Origin of the sequence: Clostridium sp. AF32-12BH (assembly GCF_003477935.1) — a bacterium.
GTDB lineage: Bacteria > Bacillota > Clostridia > Lachnospirales > Lachnospiraceae > Brotaphodocola.
The window spans coordinates 47,539-73,982 of record NZ_QUEH01000006.1; the positions used below are offsets into that span (position 1 = coordinate 47,539).

The 26,444-nt window shown below is 51.1% G+C and carries 10 protein-coding genes and 1 pseudogene; 10 read left to right on the top strand and 1 reads right to left on the bottom strand.

Annotated features, from left to right (window positions below; translation table 11 throughout):
• Positions 1–124 precede the first annotated feature (124 nt).
• The 3 genes from DWZ40_RS07255 to DWZ40_RS07265 all read left to right on the top strand — a co-directional run bounded on the left by DWZ40_RS07255 (position 125) and on the right by DWZ40_RS07265 (position 3,022).
• The gene (locus DWZ40_RS07255; RefSeq protein ID WP_118542197.1) at positions 125–1,504 is read left to right on the top strand and encodes a Na+/H+ antiporter NhaC family protein; all 1,380 of its coding nucleotides are present in this window, start codon (positions 125–127) and stop codon (positions 1,502–1,504) included.
• A gap of 1 nt (position 1,505) precedes the next feature.
• Entirely contained in the window at positions 1,506–1,850 is a 345-nt protein-coding gene (locus DWZ40_RS07260) for a TIGR04076 family protein (RefSeq protein WP_118542199.1), read from the top strand.
• Between the two features lie 122 nt (positions 1,851–1,972).
• A complete protein-coding gene (locus DWZ40_RS07265; RefSeq protein WP_118542201.1) occupies positions 1,973–3,022 on the top strand; it encodes an aldo/keto reductase in 1,050 nt (349 codons plus the stop codon).
• Positions 3,023–3,024: 2 nt separating this feature from the next.
• On the opposite strand, the pseudogene DWZ40_RS07270 reads toward DWZ40_RS07265, so the two are convergent.
• Positions 3,025–3,363, bottom strand: a pseudogene (locus DWZ40_RS07270) (hydrolase); the annotation flags it as partial.
• Here DWZ40_RS07270 and DWZ40_RS19995 point away from each other — a divergent pair.
• The 7 genes from DWZ40_RS19995 (at position 3,349) to DWZ40_RS07305 (ending at position 26,384) form a co-directional block, all read left to right on the top strand.
• Complete coding sequence (locus tag DWZ40_RS19995) at positions 3,349–3,639, top strand: hypothetical protein (RefSeq protein ID WP_243035251.1); 291 nt, start codon at positions 3,349–3,351, stop codon at positions 3,637–3,639. The pseudogene DWZ40_RS07270 and the gene DWZ40_RS19995 overlap by 15 nt on opposite strands.
• Positions 3,640–3,830: 191 nt before the next feature.
• A complete protein-coding gene (locus tag DWZ40_RS07280) occupies positions 3,831–5,384 on the top strand; it encodes an ABC-F family ATP-binding cassette domain-containing protein (RefSeq protein ID WP_118542205.1) in 1,554 nt (517 codons plus the stop codon).
• 476 nt (positions 5,385–5,860) lie between these two features.
• Complete coding sequence (locus tag DWZ40_RS07285) at positions 5,861–6,691, top strand: DUF6273 domain-containing protein (RefSeq protein ID WP_118542207.1); 831 nt, start codon at positions 5,861–5,863, stop codon at positions 6,689–6,691.
• Between the two features lie 186 nt (positions 6,692–6,877).
• Positions 6,878–10,582, top strand: coding sequence for a hypothetical protein (locus DWZ40_RS07290; protein ID WP_118542209.1), 3,705 nt, complete (start codon positions 6,878–6,880; stop codon positions 10,580–10,582).
• A gap of 4 nt (positions 10,583–10,586) precedes the next feature.
• Entirely contained in the window at positions 10,587–22,259 is an 11,673-nt protein-coding gene (locus DWZ40_RS07295; RefSeq protein WP_118542211.1) for a hypothetical protein, read from the top strand.
• Positions 22,260–22,732: 473 nt separating this feature from the next.
• Complete coding sequence (gene mreB / locus DWZ40_RS07300; RefSeq protein ID WP_118542213.1) at positions 22,733–23,740, top strand: rod shape-determining protein MreB; 1,008 nt, start codon at positions 22,733–22,735, stop codon at positions 23,738–23,740.
• A gap of 397 nt (positions 23,741–24,137) precedes the next feature.
• Positions 24,138–26,384, top strand: coding sequence for an ATP-dependent RecD-like DNA helicase (locus DWZ40_RS07305; RefSeq protein ID WP_118542215.1), 2,247 nt, complete (start codon positions 24,138–24,140; stop codon positions 26,382–26,384).
• Positions 26,385–26,444: the final 60 nt, after the last annotated feature.

Here is a 26,444-nt window from a genome sequence, read left to right on the forward strand (position 1 = left end):
AATGGAAAAAACAAACACAAATATCCCTCTGATTGCTTGACATGATTTTTGAATGTTGCTATGATGGTTTACAACATTAAATTGCGAAAGCAAATCACAAAACTTGCGAAAAGAGGACCTGCATATGGAAGAGGAAAAGAAGTTAGAGTTTCGCGGCGGGATCGGTATGTCGCTGATCCCGGTTGGTATCTATGTGTTTTTCTGTATGGTGCTATTTATTGGGTTTAAGGCATTCAATATGGAAGCTTTGGCGGTGGGCGGATTTCTGGCGCTCTTGATCGGAGGCGTCTTCTGCACCAACTACAGCAAGTTCTGGGACAGTGCCATTCGCGGCATTTCCTCGATCACGTCAGTGTCAGTTGTTGTGATCCTGCTGCTGGTCGGCATGTTCAGTGCGCTGATCAAGCTTTGCGGTCTGTCCGGCGGTTTTGTGTGGATCGCCAATGTCGTTGGTATGAAGGGTGGTATCTTTGTAGCGTTTACGTTTCTGGCTACCTGTATTGTATCCACTGCGACCGGTTCTTCCATCGGAACCATGTTCATTGCATTTCCGATCTTTTACCCGGCGGGTATGATGTTAGGTGCCAATGAGATGATGATGGCGGGCTGCATCGTATCCGGCGCTATTTTCGGCGACAACCTGGCACCGATTTCCGATACCACGATTGCTTCTGCTTCTACCCAGCAGTTTAAAAATGGCAAGCCGGCCGATATTGGCGGTGTCGTATCCAGCCGTATCAAATATTCTGCAGTCGCAGGCATCATTACGATCGTGCTGTTTGCGGTGCTTGGCGGAATTGGCGGTACCTACGAGGGCGGTTCCATCGATGCGGCTGCAAACCCGATGTCTCTGATCATGCTGATCCCGGTTGTGCTGATGCTGGTCGTTTCCACCAAAACCCGAAATATCTACGAGGGTATTCTGGTTGGTCTTGCAGTTGGCACAGTGACCGGTCTTGCAGCAGGACTGTTTACTCCGGCACAGGTATTTTCCAATGATGCGGCGAACAATGCGGCAGTCGGATTTTTGGTAGACGGCATCAACAACATTCTGCCGACCTGCGCGCTGGTCATTTCGGTATTTGGTATTATGGGCGTTTTGACGGATGCGGGCATGCTGAACCTGATTGCAGAGAAAATCCTGGACAGTAAAATGGCAGAAAGCGCCCGCGGCGCGGAGTTAGTCTGCATGGCAGGCATTGCGTTTACCACCATTTTGCTGGGTGGTGTGACCAGTGCTTCGATCCTGACGTTTGGTCCGATCTTAAACAAGATCGGTGCAGCAAGAAATATTCACCCGTACCGCCGGGCAAACCTGCTGGATGGAACAGCAAACAGCCTTCCGGCGATCATTCCGTTCATGAGCGTGTTCGTGTTCATCGGTTCCGCCCTGACCGGTCTGTCTCCGGTTATGGTAGCGGGCGGCACGATTTACGGATTTGCACTGTTCTTTGTATTTTTGATTGCGGTCATCACCGGCTGGGGATGCCAGAAAGAGGAATGATATGGACGATACCTTTGAGTTATATGATTTAAAAGTAGAAGTCGTGGCAACGGACCGTCCCATGGTCTGCAGTCACAAAGTGGGCGATTACTTCCTGGTGCAGGGCGAAAATCTGGTATTTCCGGAGCAGACATCGTTTTCCATGTACTCGCTCAGCGCGCTGCTTCCGCTGCTCCCGGCAAAAGAGCGGCCGCTTCATCCAAACGACTGGATGCTTTCCGACTGTGAGATCGCCTGTCCGGACCCAAACTGCGGGGCGAGATTTAAAATCACGCGGATTGGCAAACGGATCCAGAGCCACGGACAGTGCACGGTTGTGCCGCTTGCGAAACAGGAGGCAGAGTAAGTGTAAGCCTGCTGTAACGGTTACGGAATTCGTATTTCCAGAGCGGAAAATAGTCCTGTAGGTATACGAGAAGAATATAGGGATACAGATTCATCACGAATTGAAAAAGGAGAAAAAAGAACATGCAGAAAAAATGTCAATTAAAAAATGGATATACGTTTAACCGTGTGATCAATGGCTGCTGGCAGCTTTCTGCCGAGCATTGCCTTCAGGGACATCTCGACTACGACGATGCCATCCGTGCGTTTCATATGTTGGTGGAGCAGGGCTTTACCACGTTCGACTGTGCGGATATCTATACCGGTGCAGAAGAGGTGCTTGGCCGTTTCGTTATGGACTTAAAAGGAACCGGTCATTATAACGAGGAAGATATCCAGATTCATACCAAATTTGTGCCGGATAAGGATGTCCTCCCGGTCATCAACATGCAGTATACCGAGGGAATCGTAGACCGTTCCTTAAAGCGCATGCACCGGGAAGCACTGGATCTTGTGCAGTTTCACTGGTGGGATTTCAACGTGCCGGGCATGCTGGACACCGCGTTTGATCTGCTCCGTCTTCAGGAAAAAGGCAAGATCCGCAACATCGGTATGTGCAACATGGACACCAGTGCCTTGAAACTGATGGTCGATGCCGGTATCCCGGTTGTTTCCAACCAGGCTCAGTATTCCGTCTTTGACCGCCGCCCGGAGCGCACCCTGTTGGATTACAGTGCCGAGCATGGCATTTATACCTTCGCTTACGGCACACTGGCGGGCGGATTTCTGGCGGAGCGCTATATGGGCAAAGAATACGAGGCACCGGAAACCCGTTCCCAGGTCAAATACATGCAGATCATCGAAGATTCCCTGGGCTGGGATGGCATGCAGAAGCTTCTTCCAGTCTTAAAAGAAATCGCAGAACATCACGGTGTGACGATCGCCAATGTAGCAACCCAGTACATCTTAAATCAGAAGAGCGTGGGTGCGGTCATGGTCGGAACCAGAAATTCTAAGCACGTGCAGTCCAACATCCAGACACTGGAGTTCGACTTAACCGCAGACGAGATGAAGACCATCCGCGATTTCGTCGACCAGTATCCGACCCCGGAAGGCGAATGCTATGAACTCGAGCGGACCTCCCCACGCTATAAGGGAATTATTTTAACAGACCGAAACAATGTAGAAAAATAACGTTACTCCTGCTCCATCTCCGCATTCACGTAGTCTTCGCAGGACCGCATGGCCTCGATGGTCTTTGCAAAAAGGTCATCCAGTTCCCATCCCAGGCGCTCGGCTCCGGTGCGGATGATATCGCGGGAGCATCCGGCAGCGAATTTTTTGTCTTTGAATTTTTTCTTTAAGCTGGAAACTTCCATATCTTTAGTGCTTTTGGATGGGCGCATGCGGGCAGCGGCACCGATCAGGCCGGTCAGCTCGTCAGCAGCAAACAGCACTTTTTCCATCTCGTGGACAGGTTCCACATCGCAGCAGATGCCGTAGCCGTGGGAACAGATGGCATGGATCATGTCATCGCCCACGCCACCTGCCTCTTCTCATCTCTGAATTTCCGCGAAAATTTCTCCCGCCAGCTTCCCCGGCAGCAAAATCAGGCGGCCATTGACCCGGAAGAGAAAAAAACGTCTGTGCCGGGAACGGCGGACACAGTGAATGACTGCACCAGGGACAAAGCCCTGTTTTTCCAGACGTTCCCGTTTTACGGGTTCGCTGGCGATCCAGATGATGCGTGCATCCGCGGCAGATGGAATATGACTGAGGGGAAGAACCATAGCATTCCTCGCAAACCGTGATCTGTTACGATAAGATATGCGCAATTTCAGGGAAAATAGCTTGCCATGGCAGGGTTTGTCATGTAAAATGAGACACAGTCTTGATGCAGTGAAAAAACCATGAGGTCTGGCTGCGCTGCTGGAGATGGCAGCAGGTTTTTGAGCGCAGGTATGCTGCGGGTGAACGGTAACAAGCTTGAGAGGAGTTTTGAATGAGTATTTTAAATGTAGAACATTTGAGCCACGGTTTTGGTGACCGTGCTATTTTCCAGGATGTGTCATTCCGCCTTTTAAAGGGAGAGCATATCGGTCTGGTGGGCGCGAACGGCGAGGGAAAATCCACGTTCATGAACATCATTACCGGCAAACTGCAGCCGGACGAAGGCAAGGTGGAATGGGCAAAACATGTGCGTGCCGGTTATCTGGACCAGCATACTGTGCTCGAAAAAGGCATGACCATCCGCGATGTGTTAAAGAGTGCCTTTGCGTATCTGTTTGAGATGGAAGAGCAGATGAACGCCATCTGCGATAAGATGGGCGAAGCCTCTGAGGATGAGATGAACGCCATGATGGAAGAACTGGGCACGATCCAGGATCTGCTGATGGCTCATGATTTTTATATCATCGACAGCAAAGTTGAGGAGGTTGGCCGTGCACTTGGACTGCAGGAAATCGGCATGGAGAAGGATGTTTCCGAGCTGTCTGGCGGTCAGCGAACGAAGGTGCTTTTAGGAAAACTGCTTCTGGAAAAACCAGACATTCTGCTTTTGGACGAGCCGACCAACTATCTGGATGAGCAGCACATCGAGTGGCTGAAGCGTTATCTCCAGGAATACGAGAATGCTTTCATCCTGATCTCCCACGATATCCCGTTCTTAAACAGCGTCATCAACCTGATCTATCACATGGAGAACCAGAAGCTGGACCGTTATGTGGGCGATTACGACCATTTCCAGGAAGTTTATGCGGTGAAAAAGGCGCAGCTGGAGGCTGCTTACAAGCGCCAGCAGCAGGAAATCGCCGAGCTGGAGGACTTTGTAGCGCGCAACAAGGCGCGTGTATCGACCCGGAATATGGCAATGTCCCGTCAGAAAAAGCTGGATAAGATGGAAGTCATCGAGCTGGCGAAGGAGAAGCCGAAGCCAGAGTTCAACTTTATGGAAGCCCGTGCCGCAGGCAAGATGATCTTCGAGGCGAAGGATCTGGTGATCGGTTACGATGAGCCGCTGACCCGCCCGTTTGATATCAGCATGGAGCGCGGGGAAAAGGTTGTGTTAAAGGGTTCCAACGGAATCGGAAAGACCACGCTCTTAAAGAGTATCCTTGGGCTGATCCCGCCGCTTTCCGGCAGTGTAGAGTTAGGTGATTACCTGTATCTTGGTTACTTTGAGCAGGAGATGGCGCCGGGCAATACCACGACCTGCATCGAGGAAATCTGGAAGGAGTTTCCGTCCTATACCCAGTATCAGGTGCGTTCTGCCCTGGCAAAATGCGGTCTGACGACCAAGCATATCGAGAGTCAGGTGCGTGTCCTTTCCGGCGGTGAGCAGGCAAAGGTAAGATTATGTAAACTGATCAACCGCGAAACCAATGTCCTGCTTTTGGACGAGCCGACCAACCACCTGGATGTAGATGCCAAGGAAGAACTGGCTCGTGCCTTGAAAGCTTATAAGGGCAGCATCCTTTTAATCTGCCATGAGCCAGAGTTTTATGAAAGTTTTGCCACCCGCGTAGTGGACTGCAGCGAGTTCTGCCTGCGCGGATAGGATTTTCTCATGCGTTATCGTTTCCGGAATGGGCAGACGATAACGCATTTTTTGTCATATTTTGTCGATGAACTTTTCTTGTACTGTTTTCGTTACTGTGCTATGATGATGGCACAGTAACGATTCATCTGAGATCTTGTTTTTCCTGTTATCTCATTTTTCATTACCCATTTCATTTTTTCCATTGATATCACACCTTTATATACCCACAGTATTACAAAATGATTATTTGAAAGATTCATCACATGTTATTTCTTACGCAGAAAGCGTATCCATGTTCGGTTCGGATTATAACCGCGCAGATCGCGCATTTTCAACAAACAGCAGCAAGGTTTCTCCCGTCCGCGATAGATGGTGAGATGAATGACAGTCAGAAACTTAGAAACGGTAGATGGAAATAGGAATGACCCGTTAAGAAAACGGGATAGCCGGATTACAGGGAATCGAAAGAGAGGGGGATGCAATGATATTTGAGCATGTTTAAAAAGAGGAAAGCATGGCATTTGGCGCTGCGTGTATGGCTTTGCTTGTTTCTGATTCCGGCAGTTCGGGCCTTTGGTGCGGGCACTGCGGCCAGGCATTGGAACATTGGAGACACCGTAATACGCCGGATTGACGGAAAAGATTACCGGTTTCGCTGCATTGACCAGAATTATGCCGACCATATGGACGTTCACCGGAACGGGGCTCTGTTTCTCTGCGATGAAGTAATCCCGGCCAATACCGGTTCCAGGTATGAGTTTGAGATGCCAGAGGATGGACCTCATGACTATGTGTATGTTCCGGGACCGATCGTGCGTTTTGGAAGCAGTGCGGACTACAAATATTCTTCTGTCCGGGGATGGCTTTCCAGGTCCGAGAGTGGTTTTGCAGATGCCATTATGGTCAATACGGGGGTAGAGCGCGCCTATCAGGGCAGTACAAAAGCAGAATACTGGGAACAGCTGTTACAGGATGACCTGGCACCGCTTTATCTGGGAAGCCAGAAGATGGAAGACCGGCTGTTTATCCTTTCTGTGGATGAGGCATACCGTTACCGGAACTGGCTGTGGAAATTTCATGGGGCAAAGAAACGCAATCCAGAGACACAGATTGGGGAATTCTGCAAAGGATATTGGCTGCGGACACCATGCGGGAAGGCAGAAGGCACGGAAATTTACATTGTGGATCTGGTGAATGGGAATATCCGGCCGGAGAAAGTCAGTGTACGCGAGCAGAAATCGGGAAAGGGGATGGAGCAGGATGAAGAAATCAAGGTGACCGGTACAACCGGGGTGCGGCCTGCCTTTGTGCTGCCGCAGAGGTAACCGTGTTTGCTGGTCGGAGAAAGGTACGGAAGAACATGGGAAAATCAGTGAAAAAGAGGAACATGTACCTGGAAAAAACGGGAAATCAGGAAAAATCCGGGAAAGAACCTGGAAAAGAGATGAGCGGGCAAAAACACAGAAAAAAGTAAAACGTTGCGGGAAGAAACAGGAAAGTAAGGGGGATGTATGAAGAAATACAGGAAGAATTATGAGATGAGACGGAAAACAGCATCGGCTATGGCGGTTATGCTGGCAGTATTGTCACCGGGGGTACTTCCTGCCGGGTACGCCATGGCAGAGAGCGCAGGGGCGTTTGTGCCGGAAAGCAGAGCCGGATATGAGCGGGCAAGCGGGAGCGATTCGCTCTGGCAGCAGTCAGGAGGGAAAGGAACAGGGAAAGGTATCGCCAGACAAGCAGAAGCCGGGGAGAACGGCTTGAAGACAGAAAGATCCGGACAGGACGAATGGGAGACCCGTGCGATTGGAACGGATGATTTGGAAGACGGCGAATCCGGAGTGGACGAGATAGAACTGGAGATGGATCTGGCGACGGATTCTGATGCGGCAAGCGAAGCTGATTTAGGCATGAATCGGAAAAAACAGGCTATGGCTGATCTGGCAACGGATTCCAATGCGCAGCCGCTCCCTCAGATTGCGACCCAGTCGAACCTAGCCTTGTTTGCGATGCAGCTTTCCACTACAGGGGATCTCTGGACGGATTGGAATGGCAATACAAATTTCCCGGGAGAAGGAACGAAAGAATCACCGTATCAGATCGAAACGCTGTCGCATCTGATGGGACTTTCCGAGTCGGTGGCAGCAGGAAATGATTATGAGGACTGTTACTTTGAACTGACACAGAGTCTGGATCTGGGTGGACTTTCCATAAACAATGGCAACTGGAATCCGATCGGATGGTACTGTAACCGGGCAGAACTTGGCGGTGAGGTCCAGACACCGTTTCGCGGTCATTTTAATGGCTGCGGAAATACAATAACCGGATTTCAGATCCTTGGAGAATCAGGCGGGATGAGCAACCTTGGCTTGTTTGGTGTGATTGACGGCGGAAGTGTGGAAAATCTGGAGATTGAGGGCGAACAGGTCACCGGAGAAAACTGGACCGGAATTCTGGCTGGTACGATAAAAAATGGTGCAGTGATCCGCAATGTCACCGTATCGGGCTATGTATGTTCAAAGCATTACGCGGGAGGAATCGCTGCAATTGCAAGTGGTACGGGAAACGGAACCGGATCCGGGACGCAGCTGCAGGAAGGCGATGGAGCGGTAATCATTGAAAACTGCAGGGCGGACGGAATCACCATGAATGTGAAGGAGTCCGACGGGGCAGTCGGAGGAATCACAGGCAAGGCAGAAAAGGCATACCTGATCGACAATGTGGTGATCACGCAAAATGGCAGTTCCGACCGCATCCAGGGCAAAGGCTATGTGGGTGGAATTGCCGGTATCATGAATCTGAGCGGCATTTACAATTCCTACGTCAACGGTACGATCGGCGGAAACGGAAGCCGTTCTGTGGGAGGAATTGTTGGAAAATATGAGAGCGGCAATCTGGTGTTGGCGCGTATGGCGGGTATCATCTCCAGGACCAACGCGGGCAGTGCTTCCCGGGAGGGCACGTTTATAGGAACCCGTGCCAGCAGCGACCGGTTCACTTACGGAACCGAACGGGACAGCCGGATTTCCTATTTGTTTACCAATACCCTGGCGAAGGCGAAGCAGGTATTTGGAAGCACGATCGACGGGGATAACAAGTTTGAAAAAGATGCCCACATTGGCTACTGGTCTGACATGGAGCGCAAATATAAGACGATATCCGGTCAGCTTGAATACGACTGCGGGGAGCGCTTCTTTTATGAGGAACTGGAGGATGGCATCTGCTATATCGTTACCCAGAAACTCGGGCGGGAGTTTACCATGGATGGATACAAAAAAGACCTTCCGTTTGCCATGGATCATTTTGCGCCAGGATATATGGGAGAGCCGACAAGAGGGTATCTGGTTTACATTCCGAGGATTGACACGATGAATGCCAATGGAACCTATGACACGGATGTGGCAACGTTATCGGCAATCTCTTCTACGGGAAGTTCCTATTACCGGGATGTGGATAAGGATCATCCGTCCGCGATCAAAGCCGGGGCAACGGTGACCGTGACAACCGCACCCAACAATACAGCGGAAAACCGCTACCAGATGGTTGTGGACGAATCCGAGACCGGCGGAGTGAAGCCACCGGTTTATCTCGATGAGGACGGTCTGGAGCAGCCAATGCAGTATGTGGGTGCAGGTGCCTACTCGTTCCTCATGCCGGAGTGCGATACAGAGCTGACAGCGGAATACATCAAGCTGACTACGAAGCTGACAGCAGATCCAAATGAGACGCGGCTCTCGGTTGTTCAGACGCGAAGCGGAGACCGCAAGCATCCGCAGATCGTGACGGAAGTAAAAAACGAGGATGGCATTTTAATCGCCCGTTACGTGGATGGAAAGCAGGATCACAGCGTGGAGGTTCAGCCGGTATATATTCATGTGGAGCACAATGGAAATGGGCAGACGATAGACCGCACCGTGCGCTGGACGGTCGATGACACGGATCTTCTGGAAAACCGTTCGGAGACCGGATATACCCGGAAAGATGCAGCGGTTCTGCCCAATATGAATTCTGCATTTATCACAGATATCATAAACCAGGAAGTAAAAGCCCAGGCAGAAAATGAGTACCGGGAGAAAATCCGCGATACCGTTTACACCCGCTATGGTGTGGTGTCGGCAATGACCAATCCGGATACCTCATTGGACCATGCGACACTTTACGCAAACTGTCGCGTAGCCGTGGATTTCCAGATCGTGGACCGGACAACCCTGCGCGTGGAAACATTAAACCTGAATCAGAACGAGGCAGTCTTTACCATAACGAGAAAACTGACAGGAAGCTGCTATCAGCCGACCGAGAGCATCACAGTAACAGGACCGGTGACCCTGACTGCGGCATTGAATCCGGAGCACCCGTTCTATGAACAGGTGAGCTGGACCGATACGGAAAGCGGAAAAAATCTGCATCTGGAAGTATCGGGAGCAAACAGACAGAACTGCAGGATCACACCGGTATGGGATCCGAAAGGAGAGCATAATCCGGCATGGATCCAGAACCTGATCAGCCGGGACTGCACCCTGAAACAGGAAAAACCGTTGGAAAAAGTAAGTGGAAACGGAGTGAAAGAAGAAGTGGTGACGGCCGTCAGTGAGGATCAGACCCATGGGCATATCAAGGCGCAGTGCCGTGTCCGGATCGTGTTTGTCACGCAGGATGAGACTGTGCCGAGAGTCAGTACCGGAGGATCCGGTGGTGGCGGAAGCTCCTCGGGAGGCTCCGGTGGTTCTGGCGGATCGGGAAGTTCGACCGGCATTACCTCTGGCGGGGTGACGAAAGCCGCTGGTCCGTCGATGCCATCTTATGTGGTGACAGGAACCTGGGTGCAGAATGCGGCAGGCCAGTGGATGTTCGCGGACAAGGATCGGACTTACGCAAAGGAGTGGGCAGCCGTGCACAATCCATATGCCAATACGGCGGTCGGTCAGAGCGTTTATGACTGGTTCCGCTTTGATGAAGCCGGATTTCTGATGACCGGCTGGTATCAGGATACCGATGGAAATATGTATTATTTAAACCCATCTTCCGATGGAACACAGGGCCGCATGCTGACAGGCTGGAACTGGATCGACGGACAGTGCCTGTACTTTGAAGAAGCATCAAACGGTATCCGCGGTGCGCTGAGAAAAAATTATACAACTGCAGATGGAAAACAGACAAATGAGCATGGCGCGTGGGTCGTAAACGGAGTGCCTAAGCGCCAGGAAGAGGCGAAATAGAAGAATGAAACGATTCCTTAGCATCAGGAAGAAGTTAGCACTGTTTCTGGCAGTCCTGCTGATCAGTGGGAAACTGCTCCCGGTTTTCTTTCAGCTTCCCTGGAAGGCAGAAGCAGCCCAGCCGGGCGATACCATGATTGCATACGGTTCCGGTTTCCATCATTACTGTATCGATGGAACCGGAGCAAACCGGGCATTGATCGATGGCGATGAATATGTGTACATACTGCCGTCCGAGACACTTACAAGAGAAGAAATGGCCATCGTATTCTGGGGCATGCTGACGCTGCAGGCCAGCTTTGGCAATGTACCGCAGATCAATGCGGTGATCCAGAACATCAATGCCGGTGCATCCGCACAGGGTGTTCCGGCCATCTCAAACCTGGTCACAGAGGCAGATCTGAAACTTTTGATCCATTCGCCGTCCGTCCGCGGAAAATACCCGTGGCTGAAAACCGTGCTGGAAAAAGAAGAAACGTATCTGCAGCTGGCGGGCCTGCTGGGAGGCACGGCGCGCAGTGCAGGTGCAGATCCTCAGGCGGAAAAAGCTGATCTGCCTGCCGGTCTTCTGCCTGTGCAGCAGGAAAGCATGCAGGCAGAAGAAAATGCTGCAGAAGCCAGAAATGCCCGTGCATCTGGCGGTGGTGTCCCGTCTGTGCTGCAGGGACATACCCAGGCGGGAAATCCGCTGCAGCTGACCCCGGTGCAGGGCGCAGAACGCTCCGGGGAATATGTTCTGGCATTGGATCCGTCCGGGGCGGATGCAGAATTTATCCGCAGTGTCCCGCTTAAATTTTCTTCCACGGGTGCAGAAGGTTCGTTTACCGCGCAGGTGCCTGGCGGCTGGGTATGCCAGAAGACAGATACCGAGATCCGGCTGACTAATACCGGCGGCGGGGCACTGTATCTGATGTTCGATGTCCGCGGAACACGGTATGCTTCCGGCGGCGGAATGTTTTCTTCGCCGGAAGAAGTGTATGAACAATGTCTGCAGATCTGGCGCTGCAGCCGCTGCTCCGGGACACACCGCCAGATGTACAATGGCTCCGCGCCGTTGTCTGCGCACCAGCGCCTGGCGTTTGTGGAAGTCAATGTTCCCCAGCTTTGTTACTATGCAGGAACGGGCGGAGCAGTTTCCGGCGGAACCGGGCAGGGCGGAGACATGGCTTTTGAGGTTTACCGTCATGAGGAAGACTGGACCTCCACCTATAATGTCCGCTTGAGAAAGTACGACCATGAAACCGGGAAACCGCTGGAGAATGCAGTATTTTCCCTCTATGAGCGGTTTGACGACAAAGAGGAGATCCATACAGACCGGGATAGTGCCGCGTATATCTATGCGGGAGGAGCACCCTATAAAAGCTTTCACAAAGACAGTCCGGTTTTGTGGGACGATTTCCGCTTTGTCTCTGCCATGATGACTGATGCGGCGGGAGAATCCGCCAAAACAGTCGAGCATGGTTATCATTACGATAAGACCTTCTGTGACGGTCATCCGGCACCGGTTTTTGTCTCGGTACCAGAAGAAGAGGAAAATGAAGAAACCGGAGAGATAGAAAACCAGGAGGAAATTGACGTGGCAAAGGAGGAAAACCGCCGCCTTGCGGCGCTCTGGCAGAATACATACCAGTCCTGTGAAACCTGGTCAGAAGGAGATTTTTCCGGTGTCCATTTTCACTGGCTTATGCCGGAGGTGGACATGGGAGAGATTGGAAATATTGCATCCAGTGGAGGAGAAGAAGGCGAAACGCCTTCAGCCGGTGCCACTGCCTCAGCAGGCGGAAGCAGATCATTTTCCGATTCTGGCTGCGAGGACGATACCCGGGAAACCTATGAGCGTTTTATTTCCCTGAAATACAGTTATGCCATTGCGGAAGACACAGCGCGGGAAGGCTACACCCTTCATGGAAATCACAGCGATGACCTCCCAATTGAAGTCATCATCACGGATGCGTCGGAACACGGAGCCAATGCGGACTTTGCAGGCATTTACAGCAACGAAATCCGGGTAAGTGACCACGCTGCTCCGGAACCGGCGAAAACGCTGCAAAAACTGCGGCAGCAGGCAGAAGAAGGCCGGATGGTTGCGGAGGTGGAAGCTCCGCTGGTGAAAAAAGAACAGAAATCATTCTGGCAGAAATTATTTTCCATATTTATCCCGGTATGGACCGATGAAGTGCAGCTGATCGACGACCGGAAAGCGGAAGAAAAACAGGGGGAATCCCCGGTTGCCGAAGCAACGGGATCGAATGCGAAAGCAACTGTGTCAGATGCAGAAGCGACAGTGGAAGCGAAGACGCCCGCAGCGGAGCAGGAAACCCTTATGCAAGATACAAAGATACGCATGCCAGCTGCGAAAATGTACACGGCAGTACAGAAGGCAACAGCATCGGATGTGGAGAACACAGAAAACACGAAAGACACAGAAAACACGGAGGACGCAGATCGTGTTTCTCAACAGTGGATCCTGAAACTCCAGTTCCCAGCTGACCAGACGGAAAATCCTGGGGCAGCAGCTGTCACGGAAGCAGCAGTAACAGCCACAGAGGTGGCAGTCACAACCTTAACCGGATCTTCCAAAAACGGCAGACGCGCAGCCTCTGCAGAAGGTGCAGATTGTTTCGTGGAGGCCTACAACCGGGGATTGAATGCTGTGAGCAGCGGAAGTGAGACGGATACAGGGCCATCAGATCAATACAGTCACTGCAACAATGCGGATCACGAAGAGGACTGGTGGCGGATCTACGATCACAGGACGGAAGGCGAACTTCACATCAACAAGCGCGATATGGACTTAAAAAGCGGTGAAAGCTGGGATTACGGTTCCTATGGAGACAGTCAGGGTGACGCAGTTTTAGAAGGCGCAGTGTATGGTCTGTTTGCAGCGGAAAACCTGGTGCATCCGGATGGAAAAACAGGAATCGTTTATCAAAAAGACGATCTGGTTGCTGTGACTTCCACAGACAAGAATGGAGATGCCTCGTTTCTTGCGTTCACGGAAGCGCCGGGGCAGTTTTATCAGTATGAAAGCGGACAGATCACGAACCGGCCGGGCGGCTGGAACCAGTCGGCACCTTCCAATCTGTATGACAGAAGCCAGACACTGGATGATTATACCGCAGACGGACAATATCTGAGAACCTATCCGGATTACCAGGCGGCGAATGGAAATTGCTGGATCGGCAGACCGCTTCTGATGGGCGAATACTACGTGAAAGAACTCAGCCGGTCAGAGGGATATGAACTGTCGGTCGGAAACCGGAAACATCCGTTCACGAATGCAGGACAGGATCTGAATGCTGCGGTATCAGCGGCAGCAGGTGATGGCTATGCAACGGTGACAAAGGGGCTCTATGCGCAGCAGCAGGTACAGGCTGGTGCGAGCGGCGCATACGGAGATCCGACGTTTCAGGAATTGTTTTTCGAGGTAAGCAGTGAAAAGAGCGGAGGTTTTGATCTGGCATTTTCCGGAATTCCGGCAGGAAGCAGACTGTATCGCCTGGACAAGACCGTAAAAACAAAACCGACGCAGGTTGGAACCGGTCGTTTCACAGAAGAAATCGAGACGGATGCCTGGGGGAATCCGGTCTATGTTACCGCGGAAGAGAAAGGACAGTATCCAAAGTATCGTGCGGATGGAACCATGCTTACCAGAGAGCGCCCGGTAAACCGGACGGTAACAGGGGCAGAATGCGCAGAAGAAAAGAAACTGGATACGTCCCGCTGCGAGGAACTGATGCAGCGTGCGGAAACCGGAATGGATGAAGCAGCGGTGCAGGAACGGCTGAGAAAAGCATTTACGCAGGCAGATACCGGATTTATTAAATATAAGCTGGAACTAATCCTGCGGGCGCATGGAAAGGGAACCCCAAAGCAGACTTCCGATGCCGGATCCCGCTATACGACTTTGGAGCAGCCGGTATATGATACCGGATTTGCAAGCGGAAGTCAGGTGCAGTATGGTGCACCTGTTATTACACTGCGCATCGCGCGTCAGAAAGAAAATGGCGAAGAAGCATCGGCAGGAGAAATTCTGGCTGCGCTGCTCGATTATTATCAGGAAAATGCGTATTACTCCTATGGTGGTGTGGACCGGATCGAAGAGATAGAAGATACGTTTCTTATCACGTTATATGCAGGCCGCGTCGGAAATCCGGAGAGTTTTTATGTGCCGGAGCGTGGAGACCGGAGTGCGGCATTTTATCTGCGGGTTCCTTTTGTACCGCAGGAGCATTCTGGTGCGCCCCGATATGTCTATGCAGTTTACACGGAAGCAGAAGAGGAAAACAGTTTTGGGGTATATACGGATTTTGCGGCGTCAGGAGGAGACGGAGCGGGAACTTTTGGACCACTCCGGGTATCGGCGCTTCTTGTCCCGGACGCAGCAATGGATGCAGATGGCAGTCTCATAACCCGTTGTGTTACAGAAAACGTGTATTACGAACCGGGCGAGATACCGCTTGACGCAGCAGGAAACCGGATTCCCAAAATCCAGTATATAGAAGAAACTGTGCCGGGTGAGACCCGGAAAAACTATGGAAACTGGACAGAGATCACTTCTAAGATACAGGAAAATGTCTGGCACGCAGAGAGCAGCTATACCGATTTTTACGGAGCAGTTCACCGGGATGACACGGCACAGCAGTATGAATTTAAGCTGGTGCTGCCTGGCGCGGAGCAGGTTGTGCTGACACAGGAGGATATGGCAGGGCTGACGGGAAACTGGAAGCCGGGCGATACCATGGGCGCAGCCGCTTATTATGAAACCGTGAAACGGGCATTTGTGCGTGCCAGCCTGGATTATAAAACCGGAATCGAGGGAGAGGAAAACAGCTTTGTGAAACGTGCGGAACTGGTGTATCCGGGGCAGGATGCCGTCTGGCAGGATGGCGCGGGAAGACCGGGAAGCGGGACTTTCGCGGCCCCGGTCTCGGTGGAAGAGCGGAGTATCCGCCAGCAGATCCGGATCAGCAAGACCATAGAAAAGACTTCTTACAATAATACAGATTCCTACGCAGATGTGCATGAAGACTGGTGGACGAAAACGTATGACAAAGCAGAAGCAATGGAAAATTTCCGCTTTAAAGTGTATCTGAAATCAAATCTTCAGAAGCTTTACCGCGCAGAAGACGGTACTGTGATCTGGCAGGACCGGAAAGGAAATGAACGGAATTTTGCCGGGCAAAAACAGGCGAATACTGCATTTCCGGAACTGGTAAACCAGATTGATACGAGAGTGCTGCATCGCACTGATCCGTTATATAAAAACTCAGACGATGCGGCAGTTTACAACGAGGCACTTTACGCGTATCAGGACGGAAAAATCCGGAAAGAGCCATCGTCTGGTTATACGGCACTTCTTGAGACAACAGAAGCACTGGTGGAAGACGGAAACCGGACACGCACGGTGAAACGCCCCAATTACGAGAAATTTTTTGATGCCATCGAAACCGCAAATCACGACAAGTGGGATGATGCGGCACCGACGTATACCAGCTGGCGCCCGATCGGCAATGCAGCCAACCATAGTGAAGACACCATCTGGAACACGAGGGTTTCGGACCGGGTACGGCAGTTCGCCATTACCTGGTATTTGGATGCTGAGATCGCGAAATTGGTCCAGCCGTCAGAGAGTGCCGCACCAGAGAGCACCATGTCGGAGACCGCTGCGTCAGGAAAACAGCAGCCGGAATACACGGCCAATCAGGGCAGTACGGGTTTTTCGGATGAAATTCTGGACTGTGGACTGCGGGAAGCCATCATAAAGGCGCAGAATTATTTAAAACCATTCTTTGCCTATGATCTGGATGAATTGTATGCGATTGCATGGGATACAGAAGCAAACGGTGGGACAGACCGGGATGCTACGACGGTATCCGTAGACATTCGAAACGAGTCCACAGGCGCTCGAAACGAATCCGCAGATGTTCAAAGCAAATCTGCAGATGTCCAAAGCAAATCCGCAAACGTCCAAGGCAAATCTGCAGATGTTCAAAACAAATCCGCAGATGTTCAAAACAAATTCGTAGATGTCCGAAACGAGTCTGGCGGGGCAGAATCGGAACTGGAATATTACGGGATTTCAGCGATGCTTCCATACGGAACCTATGTGGTTGTGGAGCAGCAGCCGAAATATGCAGATCTGGAAGATTTCAAAAACCGTCATTACGAGGTGGATAAACCCAAAGAAATTTCCCTGCCTGCCGTGTATACCGATGAAGCTGGCGCCCGGACTTCTCCCGGAAGGCTGGATCCGTTTTATCAGTACAAAGCGTCCTATACGGCAGCAGAACTGGAAAAACGTTATCACATCCGCTTCCTGGAAGAGTCCCATGTGATCCAGGCGCACAGCAACCGGGGCGATTACAAAATTTACAAATATGGAATGGAGATTGACCGGATCCAAAACGGAGTGCCGGTAAGTCCGGCTGTCGGTGATTATTTTGCATTGACACAGTCGGAATACCGGCCGTTTAAAAACTATTACAATGTACAGGATGACCGGGCTTCGGGCGCAGTGCCATATTATCTGAGTGAAGGACAGGCAGGTCGGAATCTTGTTTCTGCGGTATATCGTTACAGTTCCGTTTCGGAACAGTCCCAGATTGTGGATGACGTCTGGTATCCGGGCGGTACTGTCACAGAAGACAATGTGCCTGGAATTTATTACCGGGACCAGGTCGCAGCCATGCTGGGATCCCAGACAGCGTATGATGGTCGTTATGCATCTGCCCTGGTGCCGTATTCAGTGCTGGGTGCAGATACTTTGAAAAACACAATCCAGACAGCAGATTCAGGGGCAACAGTGCCTTTGGACAATACAGCAGACTTGGAGAAAGCAGCGCCTTTGGACAATACAGCAGATTCGATTTGTCTTGGATATGGAAATGTCCGCTTCCGAAACCGCCTCTATACGGCAAGGATCCGCCTGGAAAAACTGGATTCCGAAACCCATGAAAACATTTTGCATGATGGCGCCATATTCCGTATTTATGCGGCAAAGCGCGACGATGCGAAAGACGGGGAGGGAAAGGTCCTTTTTTATGAGGAAGATACGCAGATCGATGGGACAAAGGAATTTCTGACTGCCATGGGAGCAGCAGATATCCGCCCGGTTTTAAGAGGAAGAAGTCTCGGTGATCTGTATACCGGTGTTGTCCCGGCAGGGACTCCGGTATGCGACGAGTCCGAGCAGATCCTTCTGGGAGACCGGTTTGGCCTGGAAACTGGTGTTATGAAAGCCTTTGTTACTGTGCGGGATGGTCTTGTTCCGGCTCCGGATGGAAAAAATCAGGCGATGAAGACAGAGAAAATCTCTGCAGGGGAACAGATTGCAGGAAACATTGAAGTTGTCAGAAACAGCAAGACAGCACAGGAGTTGGAATATCAGCTGCAGACGGTCGGCTACCTGAATACACCACAGCCACTCTCCGCAGGTACGTATGTGCTGTGTGAGACAAAACCTCCGGCGGGCTATGTCCGTTCCAGGCCGGTAGCGCTGGAACTTTATTCTGACCAGGTGGCTTATTACCAGAATGGAAACCGGGACAAGCGGGTGCTTTCTGCCATTTACGAGGATCCGGCAGAAGAACAGACAACCTGGAAAACCAAGCCGCAGGATCAGATTCATACGGCGCGGGTATACCTGGAGAATGAACCAATCCGTCTGCAGGTGGAAAAACGTGCAGACTGTGCGGAAAATGAGGAGCCCGGTTATGCTGTCGGGGCAAAAATGACCTTGTTTGATGCCATTTCCCTGACTCCGTCCGGAGATTCCCAGGATTTCACCTATGAAGGTTTGGTGATCGAGCGCAATGATGCAGGGCATATTGAGCGTATGTATGTAAAAGAAGGTTACGGAGGGGAAAAAACGGAATTTCTTCCAGAGCGCGATGAGGAAGGACACCGGTATACGGTTACCTGGCCTGCCGGTACAGATCGTTATGGTGAGATAATCCAGGTGGAGGGAAACAGCTGGAATTCGCTTACCGTCATACGCCCGGATACGGATATCCTGTATTATGACCTGAGTGACCTGACGATCACCATTACACCAGAGACGGATGGCCGGGACGGACGTTATCAGGCTTTTGCCTGGAAGGGCGAGTCGAAATTTCTTGAATTTGCGGGAGGAGATCTGACAAAGATCAGCTATGATGAAAAGGATAAGGTCCTGACGCTGGATGAGGGAACCCATGTTTATCATCTGGGACGTGATGGAGCGCGGGATGCCCTGGTCGATCCGTATACCGGCATGGCATACGTCGTAAAGGATTTTGACGGAAACAACGGAAGCTGGGACCAGATCCGTGGAAAAGATGGAACCGGAGCCGGGAAAAAGCAGGTGCTTGTCTGGCCGGTCAATCTCCGGAAGGATGCGTACGGCAACATCATTGCGCGGGATAAGATCACGACATTCCGCGCGGCGCTTGCCGGGGACGGAGATCACACCTACCTGACCGGAAGCTGGAAATCGGAGCATGGAGAAGAAAGTCACCGGGAATCTACGCTTCACCAGAACAGCCGGGGACAAAATCGGAATGAGGAAATCCTTCTGGATGACAATAACGGACAGTTTAAAAAATCGATGAATCCGGTTTACGACCGTCATGGTCTGGTAATGTACTATCCGCAGAGTGAAGAAACATATGACAAGGCAGCAGAATTTTACGACCGGAATGGAGATTTTGTCCGTTCTCAGTTTTCGGATAATCTGGAAGCATATAACCATGCTGCATATGGAGTGCAGGAGCATGCGCAGCTTTTTGACGAAAACCAGACATTGCTGCACCGGCAGGGAGAAGCCTACGTGATGGAAAACACCTGGATTACTTCCGAAAAATATCCAAACGACCCATTTGCGGCGGATATGACAACGGGAAGTGCAGATGTTTTAGAGCGGGTCGCAGCAGGCTGCTATATTATGGAAGAATTGCAGGCACCGGAAGGTTTTGTAAAGGCACTTCCGGTTGGAATTCAGGTAGAGGAAAAAAGTGAAAACCAGACCGTGACCATGGTCGATCAGCCGACAAAGACCGAATTCTCAAAGACCGATGGTACAGAAACAAACTCTGCATTTGATTGTGGATATGTCGAAGGTGCCGTGCTTGGATTGTGGAAAACAGGCGATGCAGGCTCCGATACAGCAGAAAACGATAATGCAAAACTGGCAGTGGCTGAAGGCAAAAGCGCACCTGTGACTGTCTGGACCACAACCAGCCAGCCCCATTCTGTCACGCAGCTTCCGACGGGACGTTACTTTTGGAAGGAACTTGAGGTGCCATCCGGGTTTGTTTCGCATGACCCAATCGCGGTTACGGTGGCAGAACGTCCGGAACTTCAGAAATATGAAATGAAGGAGGATCACACGCGCGTTGAGGTAGAAAAATATTATCTGGAAAACGGAAAAGATCATGCAGAGGGAGAACAGTTCCTTGGCGGTGCCGGTTTCACCCTGTATCCGGCGCGCCTGGATGCAGCGGGGAATATCTGTTACAAAGATGGCGCACCGGAGTACGATCCCTCGTCTGTGATCGCGCACTGGGTTACGGATGACGGTACAACTTACCGCGATTTCCCGGATGCATTTGAAACTATGTATCTGGAACATGGAGCAAAGCCGGGAAGCAGCGTCATGTGGGATGCGGGGGAACATCTTTACCGGGCAGAATATGAGGCAGGGTACAAGAAAGAACTGTTAAAACCGACAGACCCAGAGCAGACCGTTTATGTATACCGGATGAAAAATGGAGCAAAGATCCGGATCGGTGTGACCAGAGAGCAGGATCTTTTTGCGGACCATCCGTTCCGTTTCGAGTATCAGTTTGACTGGCAGAAGCTGTCAGACGTAAACACACATGCCTGTACGTATCTGACCGTAGAAAACCGCCAGCGTTTTGATTACCTTCCGGCCGGAGGCAGTTATGTCCTGGTTGAAACGAAAGTACCGCCGGGGTTTGCGCGGGCAGGTGAGGTACTGATTACGGTAAACGATACGGGAGATGTACAGCTTTACCGTGTGGAGAACGAAGAGGGGACATTGCTGATCTCGAAAGTGTATGAGGATGGGGACAAAGAACTTGCCGGAGCCAGGCTGGCACTTTACCGTGCGAATGAAGAAGGCGGTCTGACAAAAAGCAACAGCTATCTGTTTGATTCCTGGATAAGCGGAAGTGATGGCCGGTACACGGAACTGGATGCCATCAACCGCAGAATCCCGCAAGGCTATGCGGAGGGCGATTTAAAACCGCACCGGATCCGGCGTCTGCCGGATGGCATATACTGGCTGACAGAGCAGAAAAGCCCGGATTACTACACAACCTTTCTCCCGGTAGAGATCGTGTATGAATGGCAGCCGGAGATCCGTGTTGTGCGTGTGAACGACCGGCCGGTGACCGGTACTTTAAAACTGGAAAAGACGGACTCTGCGGGACGGATGCTTGAAGGTGCAGTGTTTGAACTTGCGGCATACCGGGAAACAGAACGCCAGAAGCTGGTTCAGAAACTGGGACCCAAGAAAACGGAATATCGCGAAATGAACGGTCAGGAAACTGCAGATACACAATTGCAGCAGCCGGTATTCCGGCTCCGTCTGACGGCACCGGCTGAGCAGAAGAGTCTTCCTGTGGGAGAAACAGGGGCAGATGGCGCTATTCATCCGTTCTGGTATGAATTGCGTGAAGTGATCCCGCCGCCTGGCTATGCGCTGAATCCGGAAGTGATCCGGTGGCAATTTGAGCCGGATCTGGGAGTCGCATCTTACCCGTGGGGAGGAAGCGCACAGAAGCAGATCACGGTGACAGATCACAAAACCAGGATTGTGATAGCAAAGCTGGATGCGGATGCAATGTCTGCTCCGGATGGAACACGCAATGCCGGAGCAGGCATCAAAACGGATGCAGGAGCAATATCAGGTGCGAATACAATGACAGATGAAACTGCCAGGCAATATGAAATTTCCAGACGATATGAGATTTCCGGATTGGAAATACCGGATGTGGAAGAAATTCCGTCAGAATGGTTTCTTGTGGGAGCCCGACTGGCTGTTTATGAAATCACCGGAAAAAAAGAAGATGGAACGCCGGTCTATAATCCGGATGCACCGCTGATCAGCTGGATTACCCAAAAGAAAACACCGTGGCATGCAGTGGAAGGATTGACCGCGGGAAAAGAATATCTTTTGATTGAAGAAAAATCACCGGAAGGTTACGAGTGCTTTGAACCGGTCTGCTTTCAAATCTCGGAAGATGGCAGCCGGATTGTCCGTGCAGATCAGGCAAAGATCTGGAATGGAACGGGTCTGATCGTGGTGGACCGGAAAATACCGAAAGAAGACATACCGGAAACACCAGAGCCGGACAAGCCGAAACCGGAAGAAGAGAAAACGCCGGGAGGTGGCAGTTCAGAGTATGAGAACCCCAAAATCCAGCCGGTTCTTCGCATCGGAAAAATTCTTGCATGGTATCAGCCGTTGCCACCAGACGGTGCGGGCTGGCTGTATTTAGGACCAGATGGCCGGTGGAAGATCCGTCTTCCGCGTCTGGGAGATGAACGGAAACCCTGCTTTTTCGGTGCGCTGCTTCTGTTGTCTGCAGCCGGTCTGTATGCTGTGAACAGGAAGAATAAGGATCGAAAACACGTGCAAAAACAGAAAAATCAAAACGGGCAGGAAAAATAGCAGGGAAAATCCAAAGCAGAAAAGCAAAATCAAAGGGCGAAAAGGTTTGGCAGTCCTTTTCGCCCTTTGATTTTGGGAATGGTAGGTATACAAAATAAAAGAAAATGTTTTAGGGGGGCCGGGCAGTTTCGGGCTGCCCGGTATGAGTATGAAAAAGCTTTGTAATTTCAAGTTTTCACTTGAAACAAAGGTTCCATTACCCTTTCGGATAATGTACTTAGAGTATAGAAAAGAATTGTGACCAAACTGTGTCGCTACCATAAAAAAAATATAAACATAATAAAAAATAAAAAAACCCTTTCAAAAACCTCCTGGATTGTATATAATAAGAGAGATTAGAACGAAAATTGTGCTCTTTGCGCATATTCATAGATAGCTGCTCACGTATGTGTGAACAGCAGTGACAGAACTGGGAAACAAGGCAGCTGTGGCGAATACACAGTTGTGAGAAGAGAAACATCAGGAGGAAATTTATGTTAGTATCCAACGATATCGGAATCGATTTAGGTACGGCGAGCATTCTGGTATATATCAAAGGCAAAGGCGTTGTCCTGAAAGAGCCTTCCGTAGTAGCGATTGACCGTGATTCCAACAAGATCATGGCGATCGGCGAGGAAGCGCGCCTGATGATCGGAAGAACCCCGGGCAATATCATTGCCGTAAGACCGCTGCGTCAGGGCGTTATTTCTGATTATACCGTTACTGAGAAAATGTTAAAATATTTCATCAACAAAGCCGTTGGCAAGCGTACCCTGCGCAAACCGCGCATCGCAGTCTGCATCCCGAGTGGTGCGACCGAAGTAGAGAAGAAGGCAGTGGAAGACGCTACCTATCAGGCAGGGGCACGTGAAGTATCCATTATCGAGGAGCCGGTTGCAGCAGCGATCGGTGCCGGAATTGATATTTCCAAAGCCTGCGGAAACATGATCGTAGATATCGGAGGCGGTACTGCAGATATCGCAGTCATCTCTCTGGGCGGAACCGTAGTAAGCACCTCCATCAAGATCGCCGGAGACGATTTCGATGAAGCGTTAGTCCGTTACATGAGAAAGAAACACAATCTGCTCATCGGTGAGAGAACCGCAGAGGAAATCAAGATCAACATTGGTTCCGCATACCGCAGACCAGAGGTTTTAAAAATGGAGGTTCGCGGACGTAACCTGGTTACCGGACTTCCGAAGACCATTGAGGTTACTTCCGAGGAAACCCTGGAAGCACTGCGCGAGCCGGCTATGCAGATCGTAGATGCTGTTCACAATGTCCTGGAGAGAACTCCTCCGGAACTTGCAGCTGATATTTTTGACCGCGGTATCGTTATGACCGGCGGTGGTTCCCTGTTAAACGGTCTCGATCAGCTGATCGAAGAGAAAACCGGCATCACCACTATGGTAGCGGAAGATCCGTTGACTGCCGTGGCAATCGGAACCGGTAAGTTCATCGAATTCCAGCATGGAGACAAAAAAGAGCAGGAATTCAACTAACAGATCGAAAGGGTCTCGTGTCCATCGCGGACGCGGGCCTTTTCTTGTTTCATAGGAAAGTGCGTCCTATGAAACAAAAACGCTCCGCGGGGATGCGCACTCGGCGCAAGGGTGGATGGTTGCTTCGGCAACCGCGCCTCGGCGCGAGAATGTGCTAAGGCACATTCTTTCTTGTTTCACAGGAGATTTCCCCAACAATAGCAAGGATTCTCCCATCCTCTACAGGTGGCGAGATGAATTACCAACAGGAAACTTAACGGCAGTGGTGGGCGGAGATAAATCGGTATCCCCCACTGACAAGAGGCAAATCATAGTCAGTCTCCGTGAAATGATCGACTGTGGATTGAAAAACAGCAAGAAACACCGATTATGCGGGAGGATACAGGAGAAACAAAAAATGGCGACAGTAAGCGGATATGTGGAACGAATCAAATATCGCAACGAAGAAAATGGATACTCCATTCTGGATGTCAGCGCGGACGGACTGGATTATGTCCTGGTGGGAACCTTTCCTTATATCAGTGAAGGAGATTTTATCGAGGCAACCGGACGTGAAGTGGAACATCCGATCTACGGTGAGCAGATCCAGGTAGAATCCTATGAACTGAAAGCACCGGAAGATACGGCATCCATGGAACGCTATCTGGGTTCCGGAGCCATCCGCGGTGTGGGAACTGCCCTGGCAGCGCGCATTGTGCGCCGTTTTAAGGCAGATACGTTCCGCATCATCGAGGAAGAGCCGGAGCGGCTGGCAGAGGTAAAAGGAATCAGTGAAAAAATGGCACGTGCGATTTCGGAGCAGATGGAGTCGAAAAAAGAAATGCGCCAGGCTATGATGTTTCTGCAGGACTATGGTATTTCCATGAATCTTGCCCTAAAAATCTATAATGAATACGGTTCCCGCATGTACGGCATCATCAAAGAAAACCCGTACCGCCTGGCAGATGATATCCAGGGAGTCGGTTTCAAGATGGCAGACGAGATCGCTCAGAAAGTTGGCATTTTCACCGATTCCGATTTCCGTATCCGCAGCGGCATTTACTATACCCTCTTACAGTCTGTGACAAACGGACACACCTACCTGCCGCAGGAGGAATTGCTGGCAGCAGCGTCGGAACTGCTGCATGTAGATCCGTCTGTTATGGAAAAACATCTGACCGATCTTCAGATAGAAAAGAAGATCGTGGTGAAGGTGGATGAGGAGCATTCAGCAGCACCGAGCCGTCATGTTTACGCATCCCAGTATTACTACACGGAACTTAATACTGCCCGTATGCTTCACGATTTAAACCTGCGCGGTTCCGAGCCGGAGACAGAGATCCGCAAAAAATTGGAAGTCATCTGCGCGGAGGAGAAAATCGAGCCGGATGAACTTCAGATCCGTGCAGTCATCGAGGCAGTCAACAGTGGTCTCCTGATCATCACCGGTGGTCCGGGTACCGGTAAAACAACCACGATCAATACCATCATCCGTTATTTCGAGCAGGAGGAGATGGAAATCCTGCTGGCGGCTCCGACCGGCCGCGCAGCCAAGCGCATGACCGAGGCGACGGGGTATGAAGCGCGGACCATCCACCGCCTTCTCGAACTGACCGGGGTTCCGTCGGACGATAAAGATACTTCCGGCATGCATTTTGAGCGAAATGAAGAAAATCCGCTGGAAGCCGATGCCATCATCATAGATGAAATGTCTATGGTAGATATTTATCTGATGCATGCACTGCTTCGCGCGGTGAACCCGGGAACCAGGCTGATCCTTGTGGGCGATATCAATCAGCTCCCAAGCGTCGGTCCGGGCAATGTCCTGCGCGACATGATCGCATCTGGGGCGTTCAATGTGGTGCAGCTGACCCGGATCTTCCGTCAGGCGGCAGAGAGCGATATTATCGTCAACGCCCATAAGATCAACGATGGCGAGCAGATCCCGCTTGGAAAGCGCAGCAAAGATTTTCTGTTCATCCGCCGGGAACACCCCGACGCAATCATCAGCGCCATGCTGACGCTGGTGCGCGAAAAACTTCCGAACTATGTTCATGCTGATATGTTCGATATTCAGATCATGACACCCATGCGCAAAGGTGCGCTTGGCGTGGAACGGTTAAATACCATTCTCCAGAGCTTTCTGAATCCGAAAGATCCATCGAAACCGGAAAAGGAAGTGAACGGTACGATCTACCGGGTGGGCGATAAGGTCATGCAGATCAAAAACAACTACCAGATCGAGTGGGAGACCCGCAACAAATATGGGATTCCGATCGATTCCGGAGCAGGCGTGTTCAATGGCGACATTGGCATCATCCGCGAGATCAATACGTTTGCGGAAGAACTGACAGTGGAGTTTGATGAAGGGAAAATGGTAGACTACAGCTTTAAACAGCTGGAGGAACTGGAGCTGGCTTACGCCATCACGATCCACAAATCACAGGGAAGTGAATACCCGGCAGTGGTCATTCCGGTCTATTCCGGTCCTCGCATGTTAATGACAAGAAACTTAATCTACACAGCGGTGACCCGTGCCCGTGCTTGCGTCTGCCTGGTTGGCATCCCGGAAATGCTGCAGACCATGGTCGACAATGTCGTGGAGCAGCGCCGCTATACTGGCTTGAAAATCAGAATCCAGGAGGTCATGCAATCGGAATTATAAAATCACCCACAAAATTATCTGAAAAGGTGGCCAAAAAACCGCTTGTAGAATCATCTGCAA